At 69.4% G+C, this 19,366-nt stretch carries 23 protein-coding genes; 5 read left to right on the top strand and 18 right to left on the bottom strand.

Annotated elements, in window-relative coordinates:
- Window positions 1–47: 47 nt before the first annotated feature.
- The 3 genes from J2X41_RS23270 to J2X41_RS23260 form a co-directional block, all read right to left on the bottom strand.
- On the bottom strand, window positions 48–182 hold the full coding sequence (locus tag J2X41_RS23270) for an entericidin A/B family lipoprotein (RefSeq protein WP_028041479.1): 135 nt from the start codon (window positions 180–182) through the stop codon (window positions 48–50).
- Between the two features lie 102 nt (window positions 183–284).
- Window positions 285–2,390, bottom strand: a complete 2,106-nt coding sequence (locus tag J2X41_RS23265; protein WP_310086542.1) for an acylase — start codon at window positions 2,388–2,390, stop codon at window positions 285–287.
- A 116-nt stretch (window positions 2,391–2,506) separates the two neighbouring features.
- Window positions 2,507–2,749: a hypothetical protein gene (locus J2X41_RS23260; protein WP_310086540.1), complete on the bottom strand. Its 243-nt coding sequence runs from the start codon at window positions 2,747–2,749 to the stop codon at window positions 2,507–2,509.
- A 345-nt stretch (window positions 2,750–3,094) separates the two neighbouring features.
- On the opposite strand from J2X41_RS23260, the gene J2X41_RS23255 reads away from it, so the two are divergent.
- A complete protein-coding gene (locus J2X41_RS23255; protein WP_310086537.1) occupies window positions 3,095–3,814 on the top strand; it encodes a sensor histidine kinase in 720 nt (239 codons plus the stop codon).
- 213 nt (window positions 3,815–4,027) lie between these two features.
- Here J2X41_RS23255 and J2X41_RS23250 read toward each other — a convergent pair whose 3' ends face one another.
- Together J2X41_RS23250 and J2X41_RS23245 are read right to left on the bottom strand one after the other, a co-directional pair.
- The gene (locus J2X41_RS23250; protein ID WP_310086535.1) at window positions 4,028–4,606 is read right to left on the bottom strand and encodes a hypothetical protein; all 579 of its coding nucleotides are present in this window, start codon (window positions 4,604–4,606) and stop codon (window positions 4,028–4,030) included.
- A gap of 59 nt (window positions 4,607–4,665) precedes the next feature.
- The gene (locus tag J2X41_RS23245) at window positions 4,666–4,848 is read right to left on the bottom strand and encodes a hypothetical protein (protein ID WP_028041484.1); all 183 of its coding nucleotides are present in this window, start codon (window positions 4,846–4,848) and stop codon (window positions 4,666–4,668) included.
- A 101-nt stretch (window positions 4,849–4,949) separates the two neighbouring features.
- On the opposite strand from J2X41_RS23245, the gene J2X41_RS23240 reads away from it, so the two are divergent.
- Entirely contained in the window at window positions 4,950–5,768 is an 819-nt protein-coding gene (locus J2X41_RS23240) for a hypothetical protein (protein WP_310086530.1), read from the top strand.
- Here J2X41_RS23240 and J2X41_RS23235 read toward each other — a convergent pair.
- From J2X41_RS23235 to J2X41_RS23220, 4 genes are all read right to left on the bottom strand, one after another.
- Window positions 5,765–6,388, bottom strand: a complete 624-nt coding sequence (locus tag J2X41_RS23235) for a glutathione S-transferase family protein (RefSeq protein WP_310086528.1) — start codon at window positions 6,386–6,388, stop codon at window positions 5,765–5,767. The genes J2X41_RS23240 and J2X41_RS23235 overlap by 4 nt on opposite strands.
- 9 nt (window positions 6,389–6,397) lie before the next feature.
- Window positions 6,398–6,631: a DUF2283 domain-containing protein gene (locus J2X41_RS23230; protein WP_310086525.1), complete on the bottom strand. Its 234-nt coding sequence runs from the start codon at window positions 6,629–6,631 to the stop codon at window positions 6,398–6,400.
- A complete protein-coding gene (locus tag J2X41_RS23225; protein WP_310086522.1) occupies window positions 6,621–6,881 on the bottom strand; it encodes a hypothetical protein in 261 nt (86 codons plus the stop codon). Before J2X41_RS23225 ends, J2X41_RS23230 begins: the two co-directional genes overlap by 11 nt.
- A 71-nt stretch (window positions 6,882–6,952) precedes the next feature.
- Window positions 6,953–8,584, bottom strand: a complete 1,632-nt coding sequence (locus J2X41_RS23220) for an NAD(P)/FAD-dependent oxidoreductase (protein WP_310086520.1) — start codon at window positions 8,582–8,584, stop codon at window positions 6,953–6,955.
- Window positions 8,585–8,692: 108 nt separating this feature from the next.
- Between J2X41_RS23220 and J2X41_RS23215 the strand changes: the two genes are divergently transcribed.
- Window positions 8,693–9,175 (top strand): hypothetical protein, encoded by a 483-nt coding sequence (locus J2X41_RS23215; RefSeq protein WP_310086517.1) that lies wholly within the window; start codon window positions 8,693–8,695, stop codon window positions 9,173–9,175.
- A gap of 180 nt (window positions 9,176–9,355) precedes the next feature.
- On the opposite strand, the gene lepA is transcribed toward J2X41_RS23215, so the two are convergent.
- Together lepA and J2X41_RS23205 are read right to left on the bottom strand one after the other, a co-directional pair.
- Window positions 9,356–11,164: a translation elongation factor 4 gene (gene lepA, locus J2X41_RS23210; RefSeq protein ID WP_310086515.1), complete on the bottom strand. Its 1,809-nt coding sequence runs from the start codon at window positions 11,162–11,164 to the stop codon at window positions 9,356–9,358.
- A gap of 101 nt (window positions 11,165–11,265) precedes the next feature.
- Entirely contained in the window at window positions 11,266–11,751 is a 486-nt protein-coding gene (locus J2X41_RS23205) for an Lrp/AsnC family transcriptional regulator (protein ID WP_310086512.1), read from the bottom strand.
- A 58-nt stretch (window positions 11,752–11,809) separates the two neighbouring features.
- On the opposite strand from J2X41_RS23205, the gene J2X41_RS23200 reads away from it, so the two are divergent.
- A complete protein-coding gene (locus J2X41_RS23200; protein ID WP_310086509.1) occupies window positions 11,810–12,679 on the top strand; it encodes an MBL fold metallo-hydrolase in 870 nt (289 codons plus the stop codon).
- Between the two features lie 106 nt (window positions 12,680–12,785).
- On the top strand, window positions 12,786–13,391 hold the full coding sequence (locus J2X41_RS23195; protein WP_056762884.1) for a DUF1134 domain-containing protein: 606 nt from the start codon (window positions 12,786–12,788) through the stop codon (window positions 13,389–13,391).
- Window positions 13,392–13,541: 150 nt separating this feature from the next.
- Here the strand turns inward: J2X41_RS23195 and J2X41_RS23190 are convergent, their stop codons facing one another.
- The 7 genes from J2X41_RS23190 to J2X41_RS23160 all read right to left on the bottom strand — a co-directional run bounded on the left by J2X41_RS23190 (window position 13,542) and on the right by J2X41_RS23160 (window position 19,050).
- Window positions 13,542–14,312, bottom strand: a complete 771-nt coding sequence (locus tag J2X41_RS23190; protein WP_310086506.1) for a transglutaminase family protein — start codon at window positions 14,310–14,312, stop codon at window positions 13,542–13,544.
- 73 nt (window positions 14,313–14,385) lie between these two features.
- Window positions 14,386–15,936 carry a DUF4139 domain-containing protein gene (locus J2X41_RS23185; protein ID WP_310086504.1) on the bottom strand — a complete coding sequence of 517 codons (1,551 nt, stop codon included), beginning with the start codon at window positions 15,934–15,936 and terminating at the stop codon, window positions 14,386–14,388.
- A gap of 134 nt (window positions 15,937–16,070) precedes the next feature.
- Complete coding sequence (locus tag J2X41_RS23180; RefSeq protein WP_310086502.1) at window positions 16,071–17,441, bottom strand: DUF4139 domain-containing protein; 1,371 nt, start codon at window positions 17,439–17,441, stop codon at window positions 16,071–16,073.
- Between the two features lie 136 nt (window positions 17,442–17,577).
- Window positions 17,578–18,174 carry a peptide-methionine (S)-S-oxide reductase MsrA gene (msrA, locus tag J2X41_RS23175; RefSeq protein WP_310086630.1) on the bottom strand — a complete coding sequence of 199 codons (597 nt, stop codon included), beginning with the start codon at window positions 18,172–18,174 and terminating at the stop codon, window positions 17,578–17,580.
- Between the two features lie 62 nt (window positions 18,175–18,236).
- Window positions 18,237–18,545, bottom strand: a complete 309-nt coding sequence (locus tag J2X41_RS23170) for a hypothetical protein (protein ID WP_404979980.1) — start codon at window positions 18,543–18,545, stop codon at window positions 18,237–18,239.
- Window positions 18,494–18,790 (bottom strand): hypothetical protein, encoded by a 297-nt coding sequence (locus J2X41_RS23165; RefSeq protein WP_035072771.1) that lies wholly within the window; start codon window positions 18,788–18,790, stop codon window positions 18,494–18,496. The genes J2X41_RS23170 and J2X41_RS23165 overlap by 52 nt, the downstream gene beginning before the upstream one ends.
- A gap of 113 nt (window positions 18,791–18,903) precedes the next feature.
- On the bottom strand, window positions 18,904–19,050 hold the full coding sequence (locus J2X41_RS23160) for a hypothetical protein (RefSeq protein ID WP_196810459.1): 147 nt from the start codon (window positions 19,048–19,050) through the stop codon (window positions 18,904–18,906).
- Window positions 19,051–19,366: the final 316 nt, after the last annotated feature.

Below are 19,366 nucleotides of genomic sequence, written 5' to 3'. Positions count from 1 at the left end.
GTTCGCGGACCTCGGTGATCCGAAGTCCGCAACCCTCGATCCTGCGACTATTTGGCGTCCTTGGCCGTGTTGGTCACGGCGCGGCCGGCGGCCGACACGTCCTGGCCGACGCCGGCGACGGTGTTGCAGGCCGAAACCAGCAGGGCGGCGGCGACGGTGGCGAGGATCACGATCTTGCGCATGGGGAGGTCTCTGACGTTGGAGAAATGGCCTCGGACCTTAGCCTTGGCCCAGGGCTGCGTTCAAGCGCGTCACCACGGCGAAGTCATGGCGCCGCGCGGTCGCTAGCGCTTTCCCGGCCGATAGTCGGCCTTCACGTGCCCGCGCAGTTCGTCCTCCGTGAACAGCACCGGCTTGGTGCGCATGGCGGCGAACAGCGGGGTCTGGTCGGCAAAGTGCGGCGAGCCCGCGTCCAGGGTGGCCGAGCCGAACTGGTGGATGCTGTCGGAATGCACGCGCCCCGCCGCGTCCCAGCGCACGAACATGATGAAGGTGTCGCCTGCGTCGGCGGTCAGGGTTCCATCCTTCTGCGGAATCCCCCAGACCGAGCGATAGGTGTCGGCCCCGCCGTCGATCGGCAGGTCGACCTTGCCGCGGCGGATGCGGTTGACCTGGCCCCATTCCGGATCCAGGCGGCCGAAGTTCGACTTCAAGGTCTTGATCGCGGCCTTCAGGCTGTCGAGCGGGGCGGGCGGCGTGTCGCCATTGTTCTGGGCGACCAGGATCGGCTGGATCGTCAGCGAGGCCAGGGCGGCGGCGCGATTGTGGATGTCGGTGCGCCGGTCCCAGCCGCGCAGGATCGCCTGGGCGGCCTTCAGGTCGGTGTCGGTCCCCGGATCGATCGCCGTCAGCGCCTTGATCATCGCCACCTCCGACGCGTGTTCCGAATAGGTGATGTCGAACTTGTAGCGGCGGAAGGCTTCGTCGGTGACCGCGTGGTCGGCGCCGACCAGCTCCTGGATGCGCAGGGCGCGATTGGTGGCGTTGGTCTGCAGGCCCTGGCTGACCGGGAAGTCGGCGGGTTTCAGGTTGTCGGCCGCGTCGCTGGCCAGGAACGGGCTGTTGTTGGAGTTGTAGACATAGCCCGACCTGGGGTTCCACAGCTGGGGCATGGCCTCGACGGGACGATAGCCTTGCCAGATCAGGTCCGAGCGGTCGCCCGGCAGCACGCCGCGCCAGTCGACGCCCTCGCGCCGGGCGGGATACTGGCCGTTGTGCACGAAGCCGATGTTCCCGGCGGCGTCGGCATAGATGTAGTTCAGGCTAGGCAGGGCGTGGGTGGCGATGCCGGCCCGCCATTCGCCGAGGTTCCGCGCCTTGTTCAGCCGCCAATATTGCAGCGGCTGGCGATACTCGCCCATGCCGGCGTAGCGCAGGGCGAAGAGGCCATGCTCGGTCTCCAGCACCGGGCCGTGGACCGTGCGCAGGGCGCGCTTGGTCACCGGGATGACGATCGGACCCCACAGCTTGATCCGCAGTTTCACGTCGTGCCGCTGGAAGTCGCGCCAGGCGCCGTCCAGCCGGTACTGGTTCTTGTTCTTCGGGTTGATCACCAGCCGGTAGGCGTCGAACAGGTCGGGCTTGGAGACGGTGTTGGCCCAGCCCAGGTGTTCGTTGTGGCCGTGCAGCATGAACGGCGCGCCGGGGAAGAAACCGCCGGCCACGTGCCAGCCGTCGCCGCTCTCGACCACGGCCTCGTACCAGGCGACCGGGCCGGTATAGGGCTGGTGCGAATTGACCAGCAGGCTTGGCAGGTGGTCGGCGGTGCGCGACGGGGCCAGGGCCAGGCCGTTCGAACCCTTGGGCGGCTCCGTCTGGGGCGTCTCCGGCGCGTTCAGCCGCTTCAGCTCGCCGTCCAGGCCGTAGAAGAACGGCTGCTTGAACACGAAGCCGGCCAGCACGTCCTTGCCGCTCAGCGGCAGCAGGCCTGGCGTCACCGCCCGGGGGTGGGCGGCGGCGAAGGCGTTGACCCCGTCGGCATAGGCCTCGAGCACGGCGCGCAGGTCGGCCGGGAGTTTGGGGTAGCCGGCCTCGACCGTCGGCCAGACGTCCAGCAGGCCCACCAGGTAATCGGTCACAGCCGCCTTGGGTCCGTCCCGGCGAGCCAGGGCGCCGCGCGTGGCCAGCACCACCGACTGGATGGTGGCGAAGTCGTCCTCGGACTGGGCGTAGGCCAGGCCGAACGCCGCGTCGGCGTCATGCTTGCCCAGGATGTGCGGCACGCCCCATTCGTCGCGGCGGATGCGGACGTCGTAGGCGTCGGCCCGGGCGATCAGGGCCGGCAGGTCGGGCTTGGGCGGCCGGGCGGCGAGGTCCAGTCCGACCAGGACCAATACGGCGACCAGCGCCAGGCACAGGGCGGCCAACAGGCTCCGCAGGATCCACCGCATGACGTTCCGCCCCTATCCCTCGTTTGAGGCGATGATGGGCGCGGCGCTCGCCTGGGGATAGGGGGACGTTGGGGAAAGGCGAGGCTTGGCCGGAAACGGCGAGCCGCGGCGCGACGTCAGCCTTCGTCGCCGCCCCCGCTGGTCGAGCGCAGGGGGCCGTCGACGACGCCGAAATCGCGCGAGCGCATCTTGCCGTCGGCCAGTTGCACGCCCTCGGCGTCGAGGCCGCGCTTGAGCAGTTCGCGCACGGCCGCGGCGCGGCTGGGCATGCGACGCGTGAAGCGCCAGTCATCCAACGCGGCGAGTTCTTCCTGCGTGAGCATGATCTGCAGGCGTTCGGGTCGGGTCAGGTCGTTCATCGGGTCTCGGCCCCCAGGGGGAAGGGGGCAGCTCTCCTTTTGTTCGGTAAAGCTAACGCACGAGCGTCGCCATCGGGTTCCATCGCCGCGCCAAAACCGTATCCAGTGCAGAACAAGCCACTTACTCATTAGGCGCAACATGGGTTAATGTCTAAGCATACCCCAAATGATGAGATAGCTTTGTTGAGGTAATTTGTCAGTCGAGTTTCCGACATGTCTGCGCTACAATATGCTGTTAGATAAAATCTCAATTCCAAGTCAAACAAAACTATCGCATTTCTGCTTCGATTGTGCTTGGATAGCGGTGACGGAATATCCTGCCGCCTTATTGAAAGCCCCCGAGCCATGGACGTCGAGCGCCGAAATTTCGGCGATGCGGCCGTTCGCCATGTCGGGTCTGACGACCGGCTCAGCGAAGCCCAGCATCGCATCGCCAACAACCTGGCCCTGATCGCGGGCTACACGCGGCTGCAGGCCAGCCGGCTGGACAAGGCCGGCCAGCCGCTGTCGGCCCGCGAGGCCTGCATCGCCCTGGAGGAAGTGGCCGCCCGGATCGAGACCGTCGGCGAGCTGCACCGCCTGCTGTCGGGGGCGCCCGGTGAGGGCGACGCCGGCGTCGACCTGGGACGTTTCCTGGCCAAGCTGTGCGCCAGCCTGATGGAGACGGTCAGCTTCGCCGGTGACACAGTCATCACCCACCGGGACTCCGGCGGCTGCCTGGTGCGGCCCGACCAGGCCACGCCGGTCGCCCTGATCGTCAGCGAGCTGGTGACCAACGCCCTGAAGTACGCCCATCCCAGCGGCGTGGCTGGCCGGATTCTGGTGTCGTGCCGGTCCACGGGCGGTCGCCTGGTGGTCGAGGTGACCGACGACGGCGTGGGGCTCAGCGAGGACTTCGACCCGCACCACGGGGGCGGCCTGGGCTTTCGCGTGGTGCGCGGCCTGGCCCGCCAGCTGGGCGCGACCCTGGTCTATGAGTCGCAAGGCCTGGGCCTGACCGTGCGGCTGACCCTGGACGGCGACGGCGAGCACCGGGTCATCCCGCTGTGGCCGGGCCGGGATTGAACGATCGCGACCTAGGGTTTTACCTGATGGCGGCGAAGCGGCGGACGTGCAACCTGGGCGGGCTTGCGGACGTCGAGGTATCCTCCCCCCGATCCCTTCGACGCACCGGGCCGTCTCCTTCCGACGGGCGGTCCGACCGCAGGCCGAGAGCCGGCCGGGGTGTCCCGACGCACGAATTCGGCCGGCTCTCCCCCGATCCGAAAGACCTTACTGTCAGGGCGTCGTCTTGGCTCCCGACGCCGGCGCGTCCGGCGCTTCCTCGACGGGCATGTCCAGGTCGCCCAGGCCGGCGGCCTTGATGGCGTCGCGCAGCTTGGTGACCGGCTCGCCCATGCCGGTGGTGAAGGTCAGGGCGCCGGGCGCGGCGCGGTTTTCGGCCAGGTTGCTGAAGGCCGGTCCGCCGGGCGCGTCGGGGTTCAGGGCGATGGCGTAGGTCTTGCCCGGCAAGGTCGTGCACAGCAGCACGAAGGTCTTGTCGTCGTTCAGCAGGCGGGGGGTCTTCAGGCAGTCCAGCTTGTCGCCGCCCGCGCCCAGGCCGTAGGCGAAGTCGCGCGGCGTCATCTGCTGGTCGAACACCACCTTCAGCACCAGGACTCCCGGGGCGATCGCCTGGCCCTCGGCCGGCCAGGTGGCGACCACCTTGGGCTTCTGGGTCGGCGGCATGACCGTGACGGGCGAGACCGGCGTCGGCGGCTCGGCCGGCGGCTTGGTGGCCTGGGCCAGCGCCGGCCCGACCGCGAGGCAGAGGGGCAGGACCAGGCCGAGCAGCGGGGCGAGGAGAGAAGCGCGCATGGTCCTCAAGGTGTGGTCGAAGCGCGGCGTTCTCAAGGCGCCGCTTGAGGCAAAGGCTCCTAGCGGGTCATCCAGGGCTTGCTCTTGCTGCTGGACGCGGCGGCGGCGGCCTGCTCGCGCTGGAACCGGCCGCCGCGCGGCGGCTGCGGCTTGGCGGCCAGGGCGGCCTTCTTCAGGCGCAGGGCGCGCTGGATCGGGGTCTCGCCCGGGATCTCGGGGTGGTCGTCGGTCTGGTCGGTCATGGGCGGCTTCTAGCACGATTGCCGCCGACGCGTCCCGCTCGCTCGCCGGTGGCGCCAGCCGAATCCTGGCGTCACGGCCACGCTTGGGGCATCGTCGCGCCGTGGGCGACTCGGCGATCAACGGCAAGACCTGGAACGAGGCCGAGCAGGACCTGGTGGTCGGCGACTATCTGGTCATGCTCGACAAGGCGATGACCGGCCGCGCCTACGACCCGGCCAACCACCAGCGCGCCCTGCGCTTCGTCACCAACCGCTCAGGCGGGGCGATCACCTTCCTGCAGGGCGAGATCTCGGCGGTGCTGACCCTGGTTGGCCTGCCGACGCTGAAGGACCATCCGCCGCGCTGGGACTTCGGCGACGGCCTGGTCGAGGCGGTCGACCGCTGCCTGAGCGCCCGACCCGGCGTCCTCAAGGACCTGGCCCAGCCGCCGGCCCTGCTGGGCCGCGCCGCCGCCCCGGTACTGGCCGAGGGCGCGCCGTCACCGGCCCCGCATGCCTCGGCCGGCGCGCGCGCCGAACGCCTGGTCGCCAAGTTCGACCCTGCCGCCCGCGACCAGGAGGCCCGCATGCTGGCCCGGATCGGCGTCGCCGCCGCCCTGGTCCACGAGCAGCGCCGGCTGGAGGATCGCGGCCGCCCCGATCTGGCCGCCCAGGTCCGCCTTGCCTTGCCTCCGGTCAACGGACAGAGGGGCGACGAGGGCTGCGACCTGGTCAGCTTCAGCCGTACGGGCGCGCCTCGCCGCATCGTGGTCAAGACCACCACCGGCGGGCCGGCCACGCCGTTCCGCCTGACCCCGGCCGAGGACGCCCTGCGCGCGGCCGAGCCGGAGACCTTCGTCGTCCACCGCCTCTACGACGTGGCGCGCGAGGCCCGGGTGTTTCGGGTGCGTGGGGCGCGAGACGAGGCGGTCTCCGCCTAGGGGACCTCGTCCAGCGCCCAGGGCGCGAACGCAGGCCGAGCCTTCAGGCGCGCATAATAGGCCCGGACCGCCGGCAGGTCCGCCCGGTCCATCGGCGTCCGGATCCAGCGGTGCACCGACACGCCCAGCACCACGTCGGCCAGGGTGAAGTCGTGGCCGGCGGCATGGGCGCCGGTCTGGGCCAAACGCTGGTCGAGGATGGCCATGGCCGCGTTCCAGGCCCCGACGCTGGCGGCGATCCTGGCCGGGTCGTCATAGCCCGGCGTCGGCCGGCCCAGGGCCAGGAAGGCGTAGCCCCAGGTCGGGTTGAGGTCGGTGGCCTGCCAGTCCATCCACTGCTCGACCAAGGCTCGCGGCCGCGGCTCGACCGGCAGCAGGTGGCCGTGGCCATAGCGGGCGGCCAGGTAGCGGCAGATGGTGTTGCTCTCGTAGAGCGCGCCCTGCTCATCGATCAGCACCGGCACCAGGCCGTTGGGGTTCAGGGCCAGGAACTCGGGACTGCGGGTCGAGGCGAAGCCCGCGCCCCAGTCCTCGCGCTCATAGGCCAAGCCCAGCTCGTCCAGCGTCCACAGCACCTTGCGGACGTTCAGCGAGGAGGTGCGGCCGAGGATCTTGAGCATGGAGGCGAACTATTCGGCCGCTTCGATACGGGCGTCGCGAGCGCCGGGGCGCCGCCACTTCGACCAAGCGCCGGGCGCCAGGGTCTTGCTGACCTGCAGGAGCTCGATACCCACGACCTGACCGTCTTCGGTGTAGTCGAGCACCACGCCGGGCGCGACCTCGGCGGCTTCGTGCGGCTTGGCGTCGGACAGGGGAATATAGGCCGCGTCGGCTTCCGGATCGTAGGTGGGTTCACGACGCATCAGGCGGTCTCGCATTCCGGTCGGGGAAAACCGACAGGATGCGAATATGGTCCTCTTCCTCCACGCACGCCACCCTGACATGGCGTGTCGATCCCGGCGGGCGGCCGAAGCGGCGCTCGACGGCGGGATCGCCCGGATCCGCTTCGGTCCAGTCGGGGCGCTGGACGATGGCCTCGACAGCGTCGCGCGTCAGGCCGTACAGCGGCATTCGATCGAAGATCGCGTGATGGGTGAAGCGCACCGGTTTCATGGACACCAGCGCTATGGTTGTTGGCGCACCTCGTCAAACACCAGGGCTGCGGTCATGCCAACACTATTGGCCTACGCTTGGAGAGCCCCACCATAAGCCGCCGCCACCGCCTCGGCGACCTTGATGCCGTCCACCGCCGCCGAGAGGATGCCGCCGGCGTAGCCCGCGCCTTCGCCGGCCGGGAACAGGCCGGCGACGTTCAGGCTCTGGAAGTCCTTGCCGCGGGTGATGCGGATCGGCGAGGAGGTGCGGGTCTCCACGCCCGTCAGCAGCACGTCGGGATGGTCGTAGCCGGCGATCTGGCGGCCGAACACCGGCAGGGCCTCGCGCATGGCCTCGATGGCGAAGGCGGGCAGGCATTGCGCCAGGTCGGTCATGGTGACGCCGGGACGGTAGGACGACTGCACCTCGCCCAGCGCCTCCGACGGCCGGCCGGCCAGGAAGTCGCCGACCTTCTGGACCGGGGCGGCGTAGGTCGAGCCGCCGGCCACATAGGCCAGGCTTTCCCACTGGCGCTGGAATTCGATGCCGGCCAGCGGGTGGCCCGGATAGTCGCGCTCCGGATCGATGCCGACCACGAAGCCGGAGTTGGCGTTGCGCTCGTTGCGCGAATACTGGCTCATGCCATTGGTCACGACCCGGTTCGGCTCCGACGTCGCCGCCACCACCGTGCCGCCCGGGCACATGCAGAAGCTGTAGACCGTGCGGCCGTTGGCGCAGTGGTGGGCCAGGCTGTAGTCGGCCGCGCCCAGGTCCGGGTGGCCGGCGCAGGCTCCGAAGCGGGCCTTGTCCATCCACGACTGCGGATGCTCGATCCGCACGCCGATCGAGAACGGCTTGGCCTCGATATGAACGCCCCGGTCGTGCAGCACCTGGAAGGTGTCGCGGGCGCTGTGGCCGACGGCCAGCACCACGTGGTCGGCCGCAAGATAATCGCCGGTCGACAGGTGCAGGCCCTTCAGTTTGCGCGACCCGTCGGCGGCGGTCTCGATGTCGAAGTCGTCGACCCGGTGCTGCCAGCGGTATTCGCCGCCCAGGGCCTCGATGGTCTCGCGCATGCTCTCGACCATCGTCACCAGGCGGAAGGTGCCGATGTGCGGATGGGCCTCGGTCAGGATCTCCTCCGGCGCGCCGGCCTTGACGAACTCCTCCAGCACCTTGCGCCCCAGGTGGCGGGGGTCCTTGATCTGGCTGTAGAGCTTGCCGTCCGAGAACGTGCCCGCGCCGCCCTCGCCGAACTGGACGTTGGACTCCGGGTTCAGCTCGCCGCGCCGCCACAGACCCCAGGTGTCCTTGGTCCGCTCGCGCACCACCTTGCCCCGGTCGAGGATGATCGGCTTGAAGCCCATCTGGGCCAGGATCAGCCCGGCGAACAGGCCGCAGGGCCCGGCGCCGATGACGACGGGGCGAGGACCTGTGAAGTCCTTCGGGGCCTGGGCCACCAGGCGGTAGTCGGTGTCGGGCTTCACCCGCACCTGGCTGTCGCGCTCGAACCGCGCCAGCACGGCGGCCTCGTCGCGCAGGGCGACGTCGACCGTATAGACCATAAGGATCGCCGCCTTCTTCCGCGCGTCATGGGCCCGACGGACGATCGCGTGGCTGAGCAGGTCGCGCTCGGGGACGCCCAGGCGGTTGCAGATGGCGGGGGCCAGGGCCTCGGCGTCATGCCCCAGCGGCAGCTTGAGGTCGGAAATGCGCAGCATGGCGGGGATTTAGCGGCAAGAGGGGCGAAGCGCTATCGACTTGGCGGTTCCTGGCGTCTTGTTTTCCCGAGTCAGCGGTGGTGATCTGCTCGGATAGGTGGAGGAGTAGTGGCGTTGAATACGCATGTGTTTTCCGAAAACGACGTTCGGGCCATCTTCATGCATTCGGAAGGCGTGGCCGTGTCGGACGGTCGCCGAATTGGGCATACCGGCGAGCGGCACGTGAACGCTTCGAACCGGTTTCTGAATCAGAGGATGCAGGACGCCAGGAGCAGCCCCCACACCAACGGACGAATTGTCGCGATCACATCCTTCATCACGTTCGCCGATGCGGTGACAGCCGGCGCGATGGTGCTCAATTCGCCGGCGGCCGAGCCCATCCTGGTCGACTTCTACACGGCCCGCCCCCGTTTCGAGCCCTGGACCCTGAAGCACGTCGAGCTGCCGCGCCCGCTGATCGTTCGCTACGCGCAGGGCGACGGGGCGAAGACTCTTCCCTGCCGGCACGCCACGATGGTCATCGACAAGAAACCCGGACGACCGTCGCAGATGCATATCCGGACGTTCTTTCCCACGCTGGGGATAGATTAGGACTGATCGACATTTCAAGGCCGTGCTTGGTCCTCGTCCTTCGACAAGCTCAGGATGAGGACCAATCTGCAGGCCGAGCCGTAGAAAACCTCATCCTGAGCTTGTCGAAGGACGAGGTTTTCGGTCCCGGGTGCTGAATGTCGATCCGCCTTAGGTCTCGAAAGGCTCCCGCCGTTCGAATCAATCCCCGTCCATCTTCAGCGCCGCGATGAACGCTTCCTGCGGGATCTCGACCTTGCCGAACTGGCGCATGCGCTTCTTGCCGGCCTTCTGCTTGTCCAGCAGCTTGCGCTTGCGCGAGGCGTCGCCGCCGTAGCACTTGGCCGTGACGTCTTTGCGCAGGGCGCGGACGGTCTCGCGGGCGATGATCCGCCCGCCGATCGCCGCCTGGATGGGGATGACGAACATGTGCTGCGGGATGAGCTCCTTCATCTTCTCGCACATGCCCCGGCCGCGGCTTTCGGCGCGGTCGCGGTGGACCAGCATTGACAGGGCGTCGACGGGCTCGGCGTTGACCAGGATCGACATCTTGACCAGGTCGCCGGGCCGGTAGTCCTCGACCTGGTAGTCGAAGCTGGCATAGCCTTTCGAGATCGACTTCAGGCGGTCGTAGAAGTCGAACACCACCTCGTTCAGCGGCAGGTCGTAGACCACCATGGCCCGGCTGCCGACGTAGCTGAGCTCGCGCTGCATGCCGCGGCGGTCCTGGCACAGCTTGATCACGCCGCCCAGATATTCGTCGGGCGTGAAGATCGTGGCTTTGATCCACGGCTCGCTGATGCTCTCGATCTGCATCACGTCGGGCAGGTCGGCGGGGTTGTGAAGCTCCATCTCCGTCCCGTCGCGCATGTGGATCTTGTAGACCACCGAGGGGGCGGTCGCGATCAGGTCGAGGTCGAACTCGCGGGACAGGCGCTCCTGGATGATTTCCAGGTGCAGCAGGCCGAGGAAGCCGCAGCGGAAGCCGAAGCCCAGGGCGGCGCTGCTCTCCATCTCGTAGGTGAAGCTGCCGTCGTTCAGGCGCAGCTTGCCGACGGCGGCGCGCAGGTCCTCGAAGTCAGCGGCGTCGACCGGGAACAGGCCGCAGAACACCACCGGCTGGACTTCCTTGAAGCCCGGCAGGGCCTGGGCGGTCTGCTTCTTCTCGTCGGTGATGGTGTCGCCGACGGCGGCGTCGGCCACTTCCTTGATCGAGGCGGTGAAGAAGCCGACCTCGCCGGGGCCCAGCTGGTCGACGTCGGTGGCCTTGGGGGTGAACACCCCGACCTTGTCGATGCGGTGGGTGGCGCCGGTCTGCATCATCCGCACCTGCTGGCCGGCCTTGAGCGTGCCGTCGAAGATCCGGACCAGAACGACGACGCCGAGATAGGCGTCGTACCAGGCGTCGACCAGCAGGGCCTTGAGCGGGGCGTTGAGGTCGCCCTTGGGGGCGGGCAGGCGGGTGACGATGGCTTCCAGCACCTCGTGGATGCCGATGCCCGACTTGGCGCTGGCCAGGACGGCGTCGCTGGCGTCCAGGCCGATCAGGTCCTCGATCTGGGCGCGCACGCGCTCGGGCTCGGCGGCCGGCAGGTCGATCTTGTTGAGGACCGGGACGATCTCGTGGTTGTTGTCGATGGCCGAATAGACGTTGGCCAGGGTCTGGGCCTCGACGCCCTGGCTGGCGTCGACCACCAGGATCGAGCCCTCGCAGGCGGCCAGGCTGCGGCTGACCTCGTAGGCGAAGTCGACGTGGCCGGGGGTGTCCATCAGGTTCAGGACGTAGTCCTGGCCGTCGTCGGCCTTGTAGCGCAGGCGCACGGTCTGCGCCTTGATGGTGATCCCGCGTTCCTTCTCGATGTCCATGTTGTCCAGGACCTGGGCGCTCATCTCGCGCGCGGTCAGGCCGCCGGTCTCCTGGATCAGGCGGTCGGAGAGGGTGGATTTGCCGTGGTCGATGTGGGCCACGATCGAGAAATTGCGGATGCGGTCGAGAGGCGTCGAAGTCATGGGGCTGCGTCTAGCATATTTGCGCGGTTTCGCGAGCGTCGTTCCGCCCGCGCACGGCTTGGTTGGACTTGCCCCGGGGGTTGTCGAAGCGCCGCCCGCTATCAGGGGCGGCGCAGATGGTCGGCGAGGACGACGTGGGTGGTGACCTCGCCGATGCCGGGCAGGGCGCGCACGGCTTCGGCGATCCGGTCCAGGTCGGCGGGGTCGGCGGCGCTGACCTGGACCAGAAGATCCGGATCGCCGGCCAGCGACTGGATGGCCTTCACCTCGGGAATGCGCTTGAGGGGCACGACTGAGCGCGCGCAGGTTCCGCCGCGCGCGTGGCGGATCATCAGGCAGGCGTTGAGGCGCGCGCGGCCGTCGGTCCGGCCGCGCACCACCGTATAGCCGGCGATCGCGCCGCCGCGCTGGAGACGGCCCAGGCGCTCCTGGGTGGCGCTGCGCGACAGGCCGATCTCGCGGGCCAGGGCCACGACGCTGGCCCGCGCGTCCCGCTCCAGGGCCAGGATCAGGGCTTCGTCCTTGTCGTCCAGCACCTGCAAGCTTCCTCCACGCCGGCGGATCGCCGGTCCGGGCGACACAATCACGGCCGTTTCCGGCGTTCGCGCCCCCTAGGGTCGCGCTTCGCGACAACGGAGGCGGCCCATGCCCACGCATCTCAATCCCCAGGACATCCCGCCCGTCAAGATCGCGCTCACCCGCCGAAGCCTTCTGGGCGGCGGCGCGACGGCCCTGTTGGCCTCGGCGCCGCCGTTCGCCGCCGAAGCCGGGACGCTGCGGATTCAGCGCCTGGCCTGGGCCGGGATCAAGCTGGTGCTTCCCGACGCGACCCTGGGCGTTGACCTCCTGGCCGACCCTTCGGTCTGGGGCGCCGCGCTTCCCGATCCCTTGCCCGATCTCGGCGACTTCAAGGGCGACCGCTACGCGCTGATCACCCATCGCCATTCCGACCATTTCGACGCCAAGGCCGTGGCCCGGGCGCTGGGCGACCAGGGCCTGCTGCTGTACCCCGCCAGCCTCGGCGCGATCGTCGCGCCGGGCGTCAGCCGCGTCCGGTCCGCCCCTCTCTGGGAGCCGCAGATGTTGGGCGGCGCCTTCGTCGCCACGGCGGTTCCGGCCGTCGACGGCTATGGCGATCCGCAGGCCTCGTGGGTGATCAGCGGCGGCGGGCGTCGCATCCTGCATGCCGGCGACACGCTCTGGCACGGCGCCTGGTGGCAGGTCGGCCGGCAATTCGGACCGTTCGACGCGGTCTTCCTGCCCATCAACGGGGCGCGCTTCGCCTGGCGCGAGCCCGCCGCCGAGGTGTCCAGCGTCATGACGCCGGACCAGGCCGTCGCCGCCGCCAAGATCCTGGGCGCCAGGATCCTGGTTCCGATCCACTACGGCGTCCGCGGGGCCGACGGCTACGAGGAGATGTCCGACGCCCTCCAGCGCACCCAGGCGGAGGGCGCGCGGCGCGGCGTGACGGTCCAGGCGCTCAAGCCGGGCGCGTGGCTGAACTGGGACGTCTGACGGCCCGCCCCGGATCCTTCGTGGTTAACCCGCCGTTAAGCTTCCAGCCGCAAACCCGACTCAAAGGGTTGAGACAGTCCAGGCTGTCGGAATCGCGAGAGAGCACATGGACCGCCGCAAGCTGATCCTTTCGGGCATGGCCACCGCCGGACTGAGCGCCTGCGCCAGCACCGCCCAGGAACGCCCGGGCGACCCGCCGCCGCGGTCGCAGTACGACACCGGCCGGGCCCAGACCTATTCGGCCGACGAGATGATCCGCAGCGGCTCGGACTTCCTGGGCGTGACCGCCGAAAGCATCGGCGCGGTGATCGAGCGCGCCTTCCGCGACAACGGCCAGCCCACCGGCTACATCGCCGGCGAGGAGGGTTCGGGCGCCATCGCCGTGGGTCTGCGCTACGGCCGGGGCCTGCTGTACATGAAGGGCAAGGACACCCAGGAGGTGTTCTGGCAGGGCCCGTCGGTGGGCTGGGACTGGGGCGGCAACGCCAGCCGGGTCTTCACCCTGTGCTATAACCTGCAGTATCCGGACGCCATCTTCCGCCGCTTCCCGGGCGTGGAGGGCACGGCCTATCTGGTCGGCGGCCTGGGCGTGAACTACCAGCGCGCCGACACCATCACCCTGGCCCCGATCCGCGCCGGCGTCGGCCTGCGCCTGGGGGCCAATGTCGGCTATCTGGCCTACAGCCGCCAGCGCAACATCCTGCCGTTCTGAGGCTGAGTCCCTAGGTCCTCCCTGTGGGGGAGGCGGCCGAAGGCCGGGTTGGGAAAGTTTCGGGACGGTCGATCCGCGAGGCGGCCACCGGCTGGTCACTCCCCCCACCGTCGGCTGCGCCGACCCCTCCTCCACAGGGGGAGGATCTGGTTATTCTCGCACCGTCACGCTCTGGCTCACCATCGTCGCCTTGCCGAAGATGGTCAGGAACGCCACGTCGGCGGCGTCGCGGCCGTGGGCGATGCGAACCAGGCCGTCGACGGGCGCCCGGCCCGCGGGGTCCAGCAGGCGCCAACGGCCGCCGACGAAGACCTCGACCACGGCGTGGAAGTCCGGCGGCTCCAGGGCGGGGGCGTAGACGCTGGCCACCCGGGCCGGGATGTCGCTGGCCCGGCAGAGGGTGACGGCCAGGTGGGCGAAGTCGCGGCAGACGCCGGCCCGCTGGACATAGGTCTCCAGGGCGGTGGTCCGCGCATCGCTGCACGGGCGGTATTCCAGGTGTCCGATGATCCAGTCGACGATGGCCGCCACCCGCGCGCCGCCGCGCAGGGCGCCGAACTTCTGGTCGGCGATGGTTTCGAAGGTGTCGGACGGGCAGTAACGGCTGCCGCGCAGATAGGGCAGGGTGTCGATCGGCAGGTCGGCGATGGCGTGCTGGGCGGCGTCGGCCAGGGCCATGTCGCGCGCGGCGATCTCGACCACGGCGTCGTAGGCGATGGCCAGCCGCCCCTGGTGGGTGAAGACCACGCGACGCTCGCCGGTGGCCGGGTCGTCGCGGCGGGTGAAGGCCACGGGCGGGTCGAAGACCAGCCGCTCGTCCCGCACCGCCTGGTCGTCGGCGACCGCCGCCTCGATCTGCAGCAGGGATTCCACCCGTTCGGGGAAGTGGTAGTCCAGCCGCGCCTTCACATGCACGCGCATGGCCAGCCCCTCCGATCAACCCAGACAACGGCTCGCGGGGCGCGAGGTTCAGCGGCGATCCAGCGCCTGGCGACTAGTCGTCATACTCCACCACCAAGCGCAAGGTCTTGCGACCGTTGGCGGGCAGGGCGACGCGCCAGGCCGCGGCGCCGTCGCGCATGTCGTGGGCCATGGGCTCGGCGACGATCTTGAAGCCTTGCCGATTGGTGGCCATCCGCACCTCGGCGACGATGGGGACCGTCTTGGCGTTGGCGAGGTCGACCTCGAAGACGCGGCGCACGCGGTCTTGGCGACGATCCTGCTCGGCGACCAGGCGCGGACGGACCCGCACGTCCATGGCTTCGCCGATCGCCAGGTCGAAGGGCTGGCCGACGGGGACGTCGCGCATGGCCTGCTCGCCGGCGAAGGCGGGGCGCCCGCCCGCCGTCTCGAACACCGCCAGGGCGCCGGACGGCAGGGGCTTGCCCAGGCCGTCGGCCGGCTTGTTGTCCAGCCGCAGCACGACCGTGGCGGCAAGCGGGGCGTCGGCGTGCTCGAAGTCGCTCCAGAGCTGGACCACGTAGAGCCGCTGGAAGGCGACGCCCTTCTGGTCCAGGAAGGCCACCTGCTTGGTCTGGCGCGCGGCGACCGTGACCGGCTCGGGCAAGGTGTAGAGCTTGTAGTCGCCCAACTCGGATTGTTCGGCGAGCTTGCGCTTTCCGGTGACCACGACCTCGTCGAGCCCGCCTTCCATCATCGGGGCCGGCGCCATCATCATCATCGGCGGCGCGGGGGGAGGTTCCGGATGGACCAGGCGTCGGCCGAGATGGGTGGTGTCCATCGGCCAGCAGTTGCGCGCGATCGGCTTGGCTTCGCCCCGCTTCACGTCCACCTCGACGCGGGACAGCCGGCCGGCCACGGCCTGGGTGGGCGCGTCGGCGAAGCTGGTGCCGCTGGCGTTGACCAGGGTCAGCCAGCCGGTCAGGTCCAGCGTCCTGCCGTCCGGGCGGATGCGGGCGACATAGTCGGCCTGCCAGTTCACGCCGATCGCCAGGTAGGACAGGGTCAGGGTGGCCTGGGTGGGCGCAGCGACGTCGACCACGGTCGACAGGGCCGGCTTGTCCGACAGGCCCGCCGGGACCGCGTCGAACACCAGGGCCTCGGCCCCGCCGGAGCAGCCCAGGGCCTCGACGCCGCCGGAGGTCTGCAGCACCACGCCTTCGGGGCCCTGGCGCAGGATCGCCGCCTCTTCGGTCCGACGGCCGGTCCGGCGGTTGGTGCGGACGATCCTCACAGTCTGTCCCAGCGAGCGCTCGACCAGGGTTCCGGGGCTGAGCAGGGCGTAGTCGTAGTTGCGTTCGACGGCCGGGCCGGGCAGCCCTTCCACTGTGGCGCTCTGGGGGATCAGGGCGTCGGCGACGCCATCGAAGCGCAGGGTGTGGCGGCCGGCCGGCAGGAACACCGTCCGCGTCTCGGTGACCTGGATCAGGCCCTTGGCCATGGCCTCCTCGCGCTGCCATGTGTCCAGCGTCTGGAACGGCCCGTCGCCGCCGCGATAGAGGGTGACGGCGACCTTGTCCGGCTTCGGCGAAGCGATGGTGTCGGCGAGGGCGGGGGAGGCCACGACCAGAGCGGCGAGCGCCAACAACGTCCTCCCCCCATGGGGGAGGTGTCGCCGTAGGCGACGGAGGGGGGAGAAGGCCGGGCCCGCGGAACTCCCCCCACCGGTCGCTTCGCGACCGCCTCCCCCACAGGGGGAGGACCTCGGGTCTCGGATGATCACCAGCCCGTCTCGACCGTGAAGGTCAGGGTGACCTCGCCGTTCGCGGGCGTCGGCACGCTCCAGCCCAGGGTGCGGGCGTCGATGCGGCGGCTCTTGAGACTCTCGGCCTTGACCTCGCCGTCGCGCCCCAGGCCGCCCTGGCGCAGCTCGACCGTCACCGGCTCGGGCCGGGCGTTGCGGATCAGGTACTTCATCGTATAGCGCGAGCGGGTCTTGGACACCTTCTCGTCGCTGACCAGCGTGGCCTGGCTGGTGACGTCGAAGGCGTCGCCGGTCTTGATCGACAACTCCGAGCCGGCCGGGGTGTGGTCGATAGCGTTCTCGCCGACGAACTTCGGGTCGCCGGCCTTGTCGCGCACATAGACCCGCATCACCCCCGCCGGCAGCTGGTTGCCCAGGCCCGCCAGCCTGGCGTTGCTGAACTGGATGGCGACGGTGGCGGACTCCGGCTGGGCCTGGCTGGAGAACCAGTCCTGGCGGATCTCGTAGACCTTTCGGGCCGCCACGCCCTGGGCGCTGAGGAAGCCGACCTGCTTGTTCTGGTTGGCGGCGATCGTCGTGCGGTGGGGCAGGGGATAGAGGTAATAGTCGGCGACCCGCTCGCCGGTCCCGCTTTCGGTCCCGGCCGCCTGGACCGCCGGCCGGGGTGGACGGTATTCGCTGTTGCTGGCCAGGGTGTTGACCGAACCGGCCACCAGCTGGGTCTCGGCGTCGACAAAGGCCGTGCCGGACTGGTTGCCCAGGGTGATCCAGCCCTGCAGGTCGAGCGCGCCCTTGGCCTCGTCGAACATCGCCACATAGTCGGCCTTCCACGACAGGCCGGTGGTCAGGTAGCTGAGCGTGGTCGGCCGGGGGCCGGCCTTGTCGGCCTCGACCGTCACCGACAGGGTCGGGCGGGCCCGCAGGGTCTCGGGCACCTTGTCGAAGATCACCCGGGTGGGCACGCCGTCGTCGCGCAGCACCTCGATGCGGTCGCCGATCTTCAGCACCACGCCCTCGTTGGCGGCCAGGACGGTGGCGGTCTCGGTCGTCTCCTTGCCGTCGCCGGGATTGGTGCGGACGATCTTCACCTGCTGGCCGACCGCCTTCTCCATCAGCTTGTCGGGGGTCAGCAGGTCGTAGTCGAAGTTCTGCTCCACCACCGACAAGCCGGCGGCCGAGAGGCTGACAGTCTCGGGACGGATGGCGGCCGAGACGTCCTTGAACTCCAGCTTCTGGCGGCCGGCGGCGATGGGGATCTCGCGCACGTCCTGCACCAGGGCCAGGTCGTTGTTGTAGATCGTCACCGAAAGCCTGGGGGCGGTCTGGGCGTGCGCCGCGCTCGCAAGGGTGAGGGCGGCCGTGGCCAGCAAAGCGTGACGGAACATGAAAGAGCGCCTCCCGATTTTGACGCTCAAGGTTTCATGCGGTCAGCCGGAAGTCGAGTGGGAAATTACAGTTGTGATCTAATCTCGCTCCACTCGTTCCGCGTTCGTCGGAATGAGTGGGCTTCCAGAGAGACCGTCACCCGCCCCACACCTGCTTGAGCCGCAGGTCGCGGCCGCAGCCCAGGCGGTAGGCGTGGTACTCGACCGCGTGGTTCTTGGCGTAGTCGCGGTGGTAGGCCTCGGCCGGCCAGAAGGTCTGCAGGGGCAGGATCTGGGCCTTCATCACGCCGGTCTTCAGGCGCTTGGCGGCCTCGGCGCGGGACTTTTCGGCGATCGGGCGCTGGGCGGGGGTGACGAACACCGCCGGACGATAGGACGGCCCGCGGTCGCAGAACTGGCCGCCGTCGTCGGTGGGGTCGACCAGTTTCCAGTACCGGTAGAGCAGGAAGCCGTAGTCGAGCTTGGCCGGGTCGTAGGTGACGCGCACCGACTCGTAGTGGCCCGAGGTCTCGCTGGTCACGTCGCGGTAGGTCGGCCGGTCGACATGGCCGCCGGTATAGCCGCTCTCGACCTTCAGCACGCCCGGGATGCCGCGCATGTCGTTCTCCATGCACCAGAAGCAGCCGCCGGCGAACACGGCGGTCGCGGGCGGGGCGGGCTTGCCGGCCGCGAGCACATCGGCGGGCAGCAGGATGGCGGCGAAACTGGCGATCAGGACGAACAGGCGGCGGATCATCGGGGAACTCCGGGGTGACGTACCCCTAGATACGGATCGGATGGGCCGAAGGTTACAGCCTATCGCCAGCCGAAGCCGACCCCACGCACCGACGGGCAGGCCGACAGGCGGGCGGCCAGGATCTGGGCCCGCTCGTCGCCCTGGTCGTCCAACTCCAGCCGGATGCTGAGGCCCGCGCCGTCCGGCTGGGCGCTCAGGGCCCGCAGCCGGGTCTGCTGGACGCTGGCCACGCCCAGCACCCGCATCAGGGCGTCGGGCGTGTCATCGGCGATCACCAGAAACAGCCGGCGTTTGTCCTCTTCCGCTTTCAGGTCGCTCACGGCCGCACCCACTGATGCTCGACGCTGGCCGAGGTGACGCCCGGCCAGGCCGCCAGGTCGCGGGCCAGCAGGCGGGCGGCCTGGTCGCTGAGGTGGCGCACCCGCAGGGAGCCCTCGACGATCTGGCCGACAGGCTTCATCGACAGGGCGCACAGCTCGGCGCCGCTGTCGGCCAGGCCCTGGCGGACGGCTTCCAGCGCCGAGGGCGCGTCCTGGGCGGCCAGCAGCAGCTGGTGGACGGTGACGCCTTCGTGGTCGGAATTGAAGGCGGGTGGGGAAGGCAGGTAGCTCATGGGTTCAAGGTCCTTTGGATTTGAGGGAGGACCGATGACCGCACAGCAAAAACCCCGCTCCTGGTGGGAAGCGGGGCTTTGCGGATCTTGCGATCTTTCGGCTTGTTGGTCGTCTAGTCGACCGCGCGCCTGTGCTGCCCCGTTCGCACACGAACGGTTTTAATCTTGGCCTGCATCATAATGGTGCGCGCGCACGCGATCGCGACGCCGGCGGTCAGGCCGGTGGCGATCAGAACGTTCAGGGCCAGCTGCGAGAGCATGATGGCGTGGAAACTCCGTGTGCGATTACACAGGTAGCGTGGGCGTGGCCCCAGCGCAAGACTTTGCCGCCCCGGTGCGGCGAATGGCGCGCGATGGGCAAAAATTGGGCGACCGGCGCCGCTTTCAAGATCCCCTCCCTGTGGGAGGGGTGTCGCCGCAGGCGACGGGGAGGGGAGTTTGCCGAGTTGGCCCACTCCCCCCACCGATCGCTTCGCGATCGCCTCCCCCACAGGGCAGGGCTATCGCATATGAGCAAAGAGCTCGAAGAAGAAGGCTTGCCGCCAGCAGGCGATCTTCATTTTGCGTGAGATGGAC

The sequence above is a fragment of the Caulobacter sp. BE254 genome, assembly GCF_031457295.1.
Taxonomy (GTDB): domain Bacteria; phylum Pseudomonadota; class Alphaproteobacteria; order Caulobacterales; family Caulobacteraceae; genus Caulobacter.
Note: the sequence above shows the minus strand (reverse complement) of the source record. Positions and strands in the feature narration are given on the sequence as shown.

Coding starts and splice junctions, on each gene's coding strand:
- J2X41_RS23270 (WP_028041479.1), bottom strand. CDS start 182: ATGCGCAAGATCGTGATCCTCGCCACCGTCGCCGCCGCCCTGCTGGTT.
- J2X41_RS23265 (WP_310086542.1), bottom strand. CDS start 2,390: ATGCGGTGGATCCTGCGGAGCCTGTTGGCCGCCCTGTGCCTGGCGCTG.
- J2X41_RS23260 (WP_310086540.1), bottom strand. CDS start 2,749: ATGAACGACCTGACCCGACCCGAACGCCTGCAGATCATGCTCACGCAG.
- J2X41_RS23255 (WP_310086537.1), top strand. CDS start 3,095: ATGGACGTCGAGCGCCGAAATTTCGGCGATGCGGCCGTTCGCCATGTC.
- J2X41_RS23250 (WP_310086535.1), bottom strand. CDS start 4,606: ATGCGCGCTTCTCTCCTCGCCCCGCTGCTCGGCCTGGTCCTGCCCCTC.
- J2X41_RS23245 (WP_028041484.1), bottom strand. CDS start 4,848: ATGACCGACCAGACCGACGACCACCCCGAGATCCCGGGCGAGACCCCG.
- J2X41_RS23235 (WP_310086528.1), bottom strand. CDS start 6,388: ATGCTCAAGATCCTCGGCCGCACCTCCTCGCTGAACGTCCGCAAGGTG.
- J2X41_RS23230 (WP_310086525.1), bottom strand. CDS start 6,631: ATGCGTCGTGAACCCACCTACGATCCGGAAGCCGACGCGGCCTATATT.
- J2X41_RS23225 (WP_310086522.1), bottom strand. CDS start 6,881: ATGAAACCGGTGCGCTTCACCCATCACGCGATCTTCGATCGAATGCCG.
- J2X41_RS23220 (WP_310086520.1), bottom strand. CDS start 8,584: ATGCTGCGCATTTCCGACCTCAAGCTGCCGCTGGGGCATGACGCCGAG.
- lepA (WP_310086515.1), bottom strand. CDS start 11,164: ATGACTTCGACGCCTCTCGACCGCATCCGCAATTTCTCGATCGTGGCC.
- J2X41_RS23200 (WP_310086509.1), top strand. CDS start 11,810: ATGCCCACGCATCTCAATCCCCAGGACATCCCGCCCGTCAAGATCGCG.
- J2X41_RS23195 (WP_056762884.1), top strand. CDS start 12,786: ATGGACCGCCGCAAGCTGATCCTTTCGGGCATGGCCACCGCCGGACTG.
- J2X41_RS23190 (WP_310086506.1), bottom strand. CDS start 14,312: ATGCGCGTGCATGTGAAGGCGCGGCTGGACTACCACTTCCCCGAACGG.
- J2X41_RS23180 (WP_310086502.1), bottom strand. CDS start 17,441: ATGTTCCGTCACGCTTTGCTGGCCACGGCCGCCCTCACCCTTGCGAGC.
- J2X41_RS23165 (WP_035072771.1), bottom strand. CDS start 18,790: ATGAGCTACCTGCCTTCCCCACCCGCCTTCAATTCCGACCACGAAGGC.
- J2X41_RS23160 (WP_196810459.1), bottom strand. CDS start 19,050: ATGCTCTCGCAGCTGGCCCTGAACGTTCTGATCGCCACCGGCCTGACC.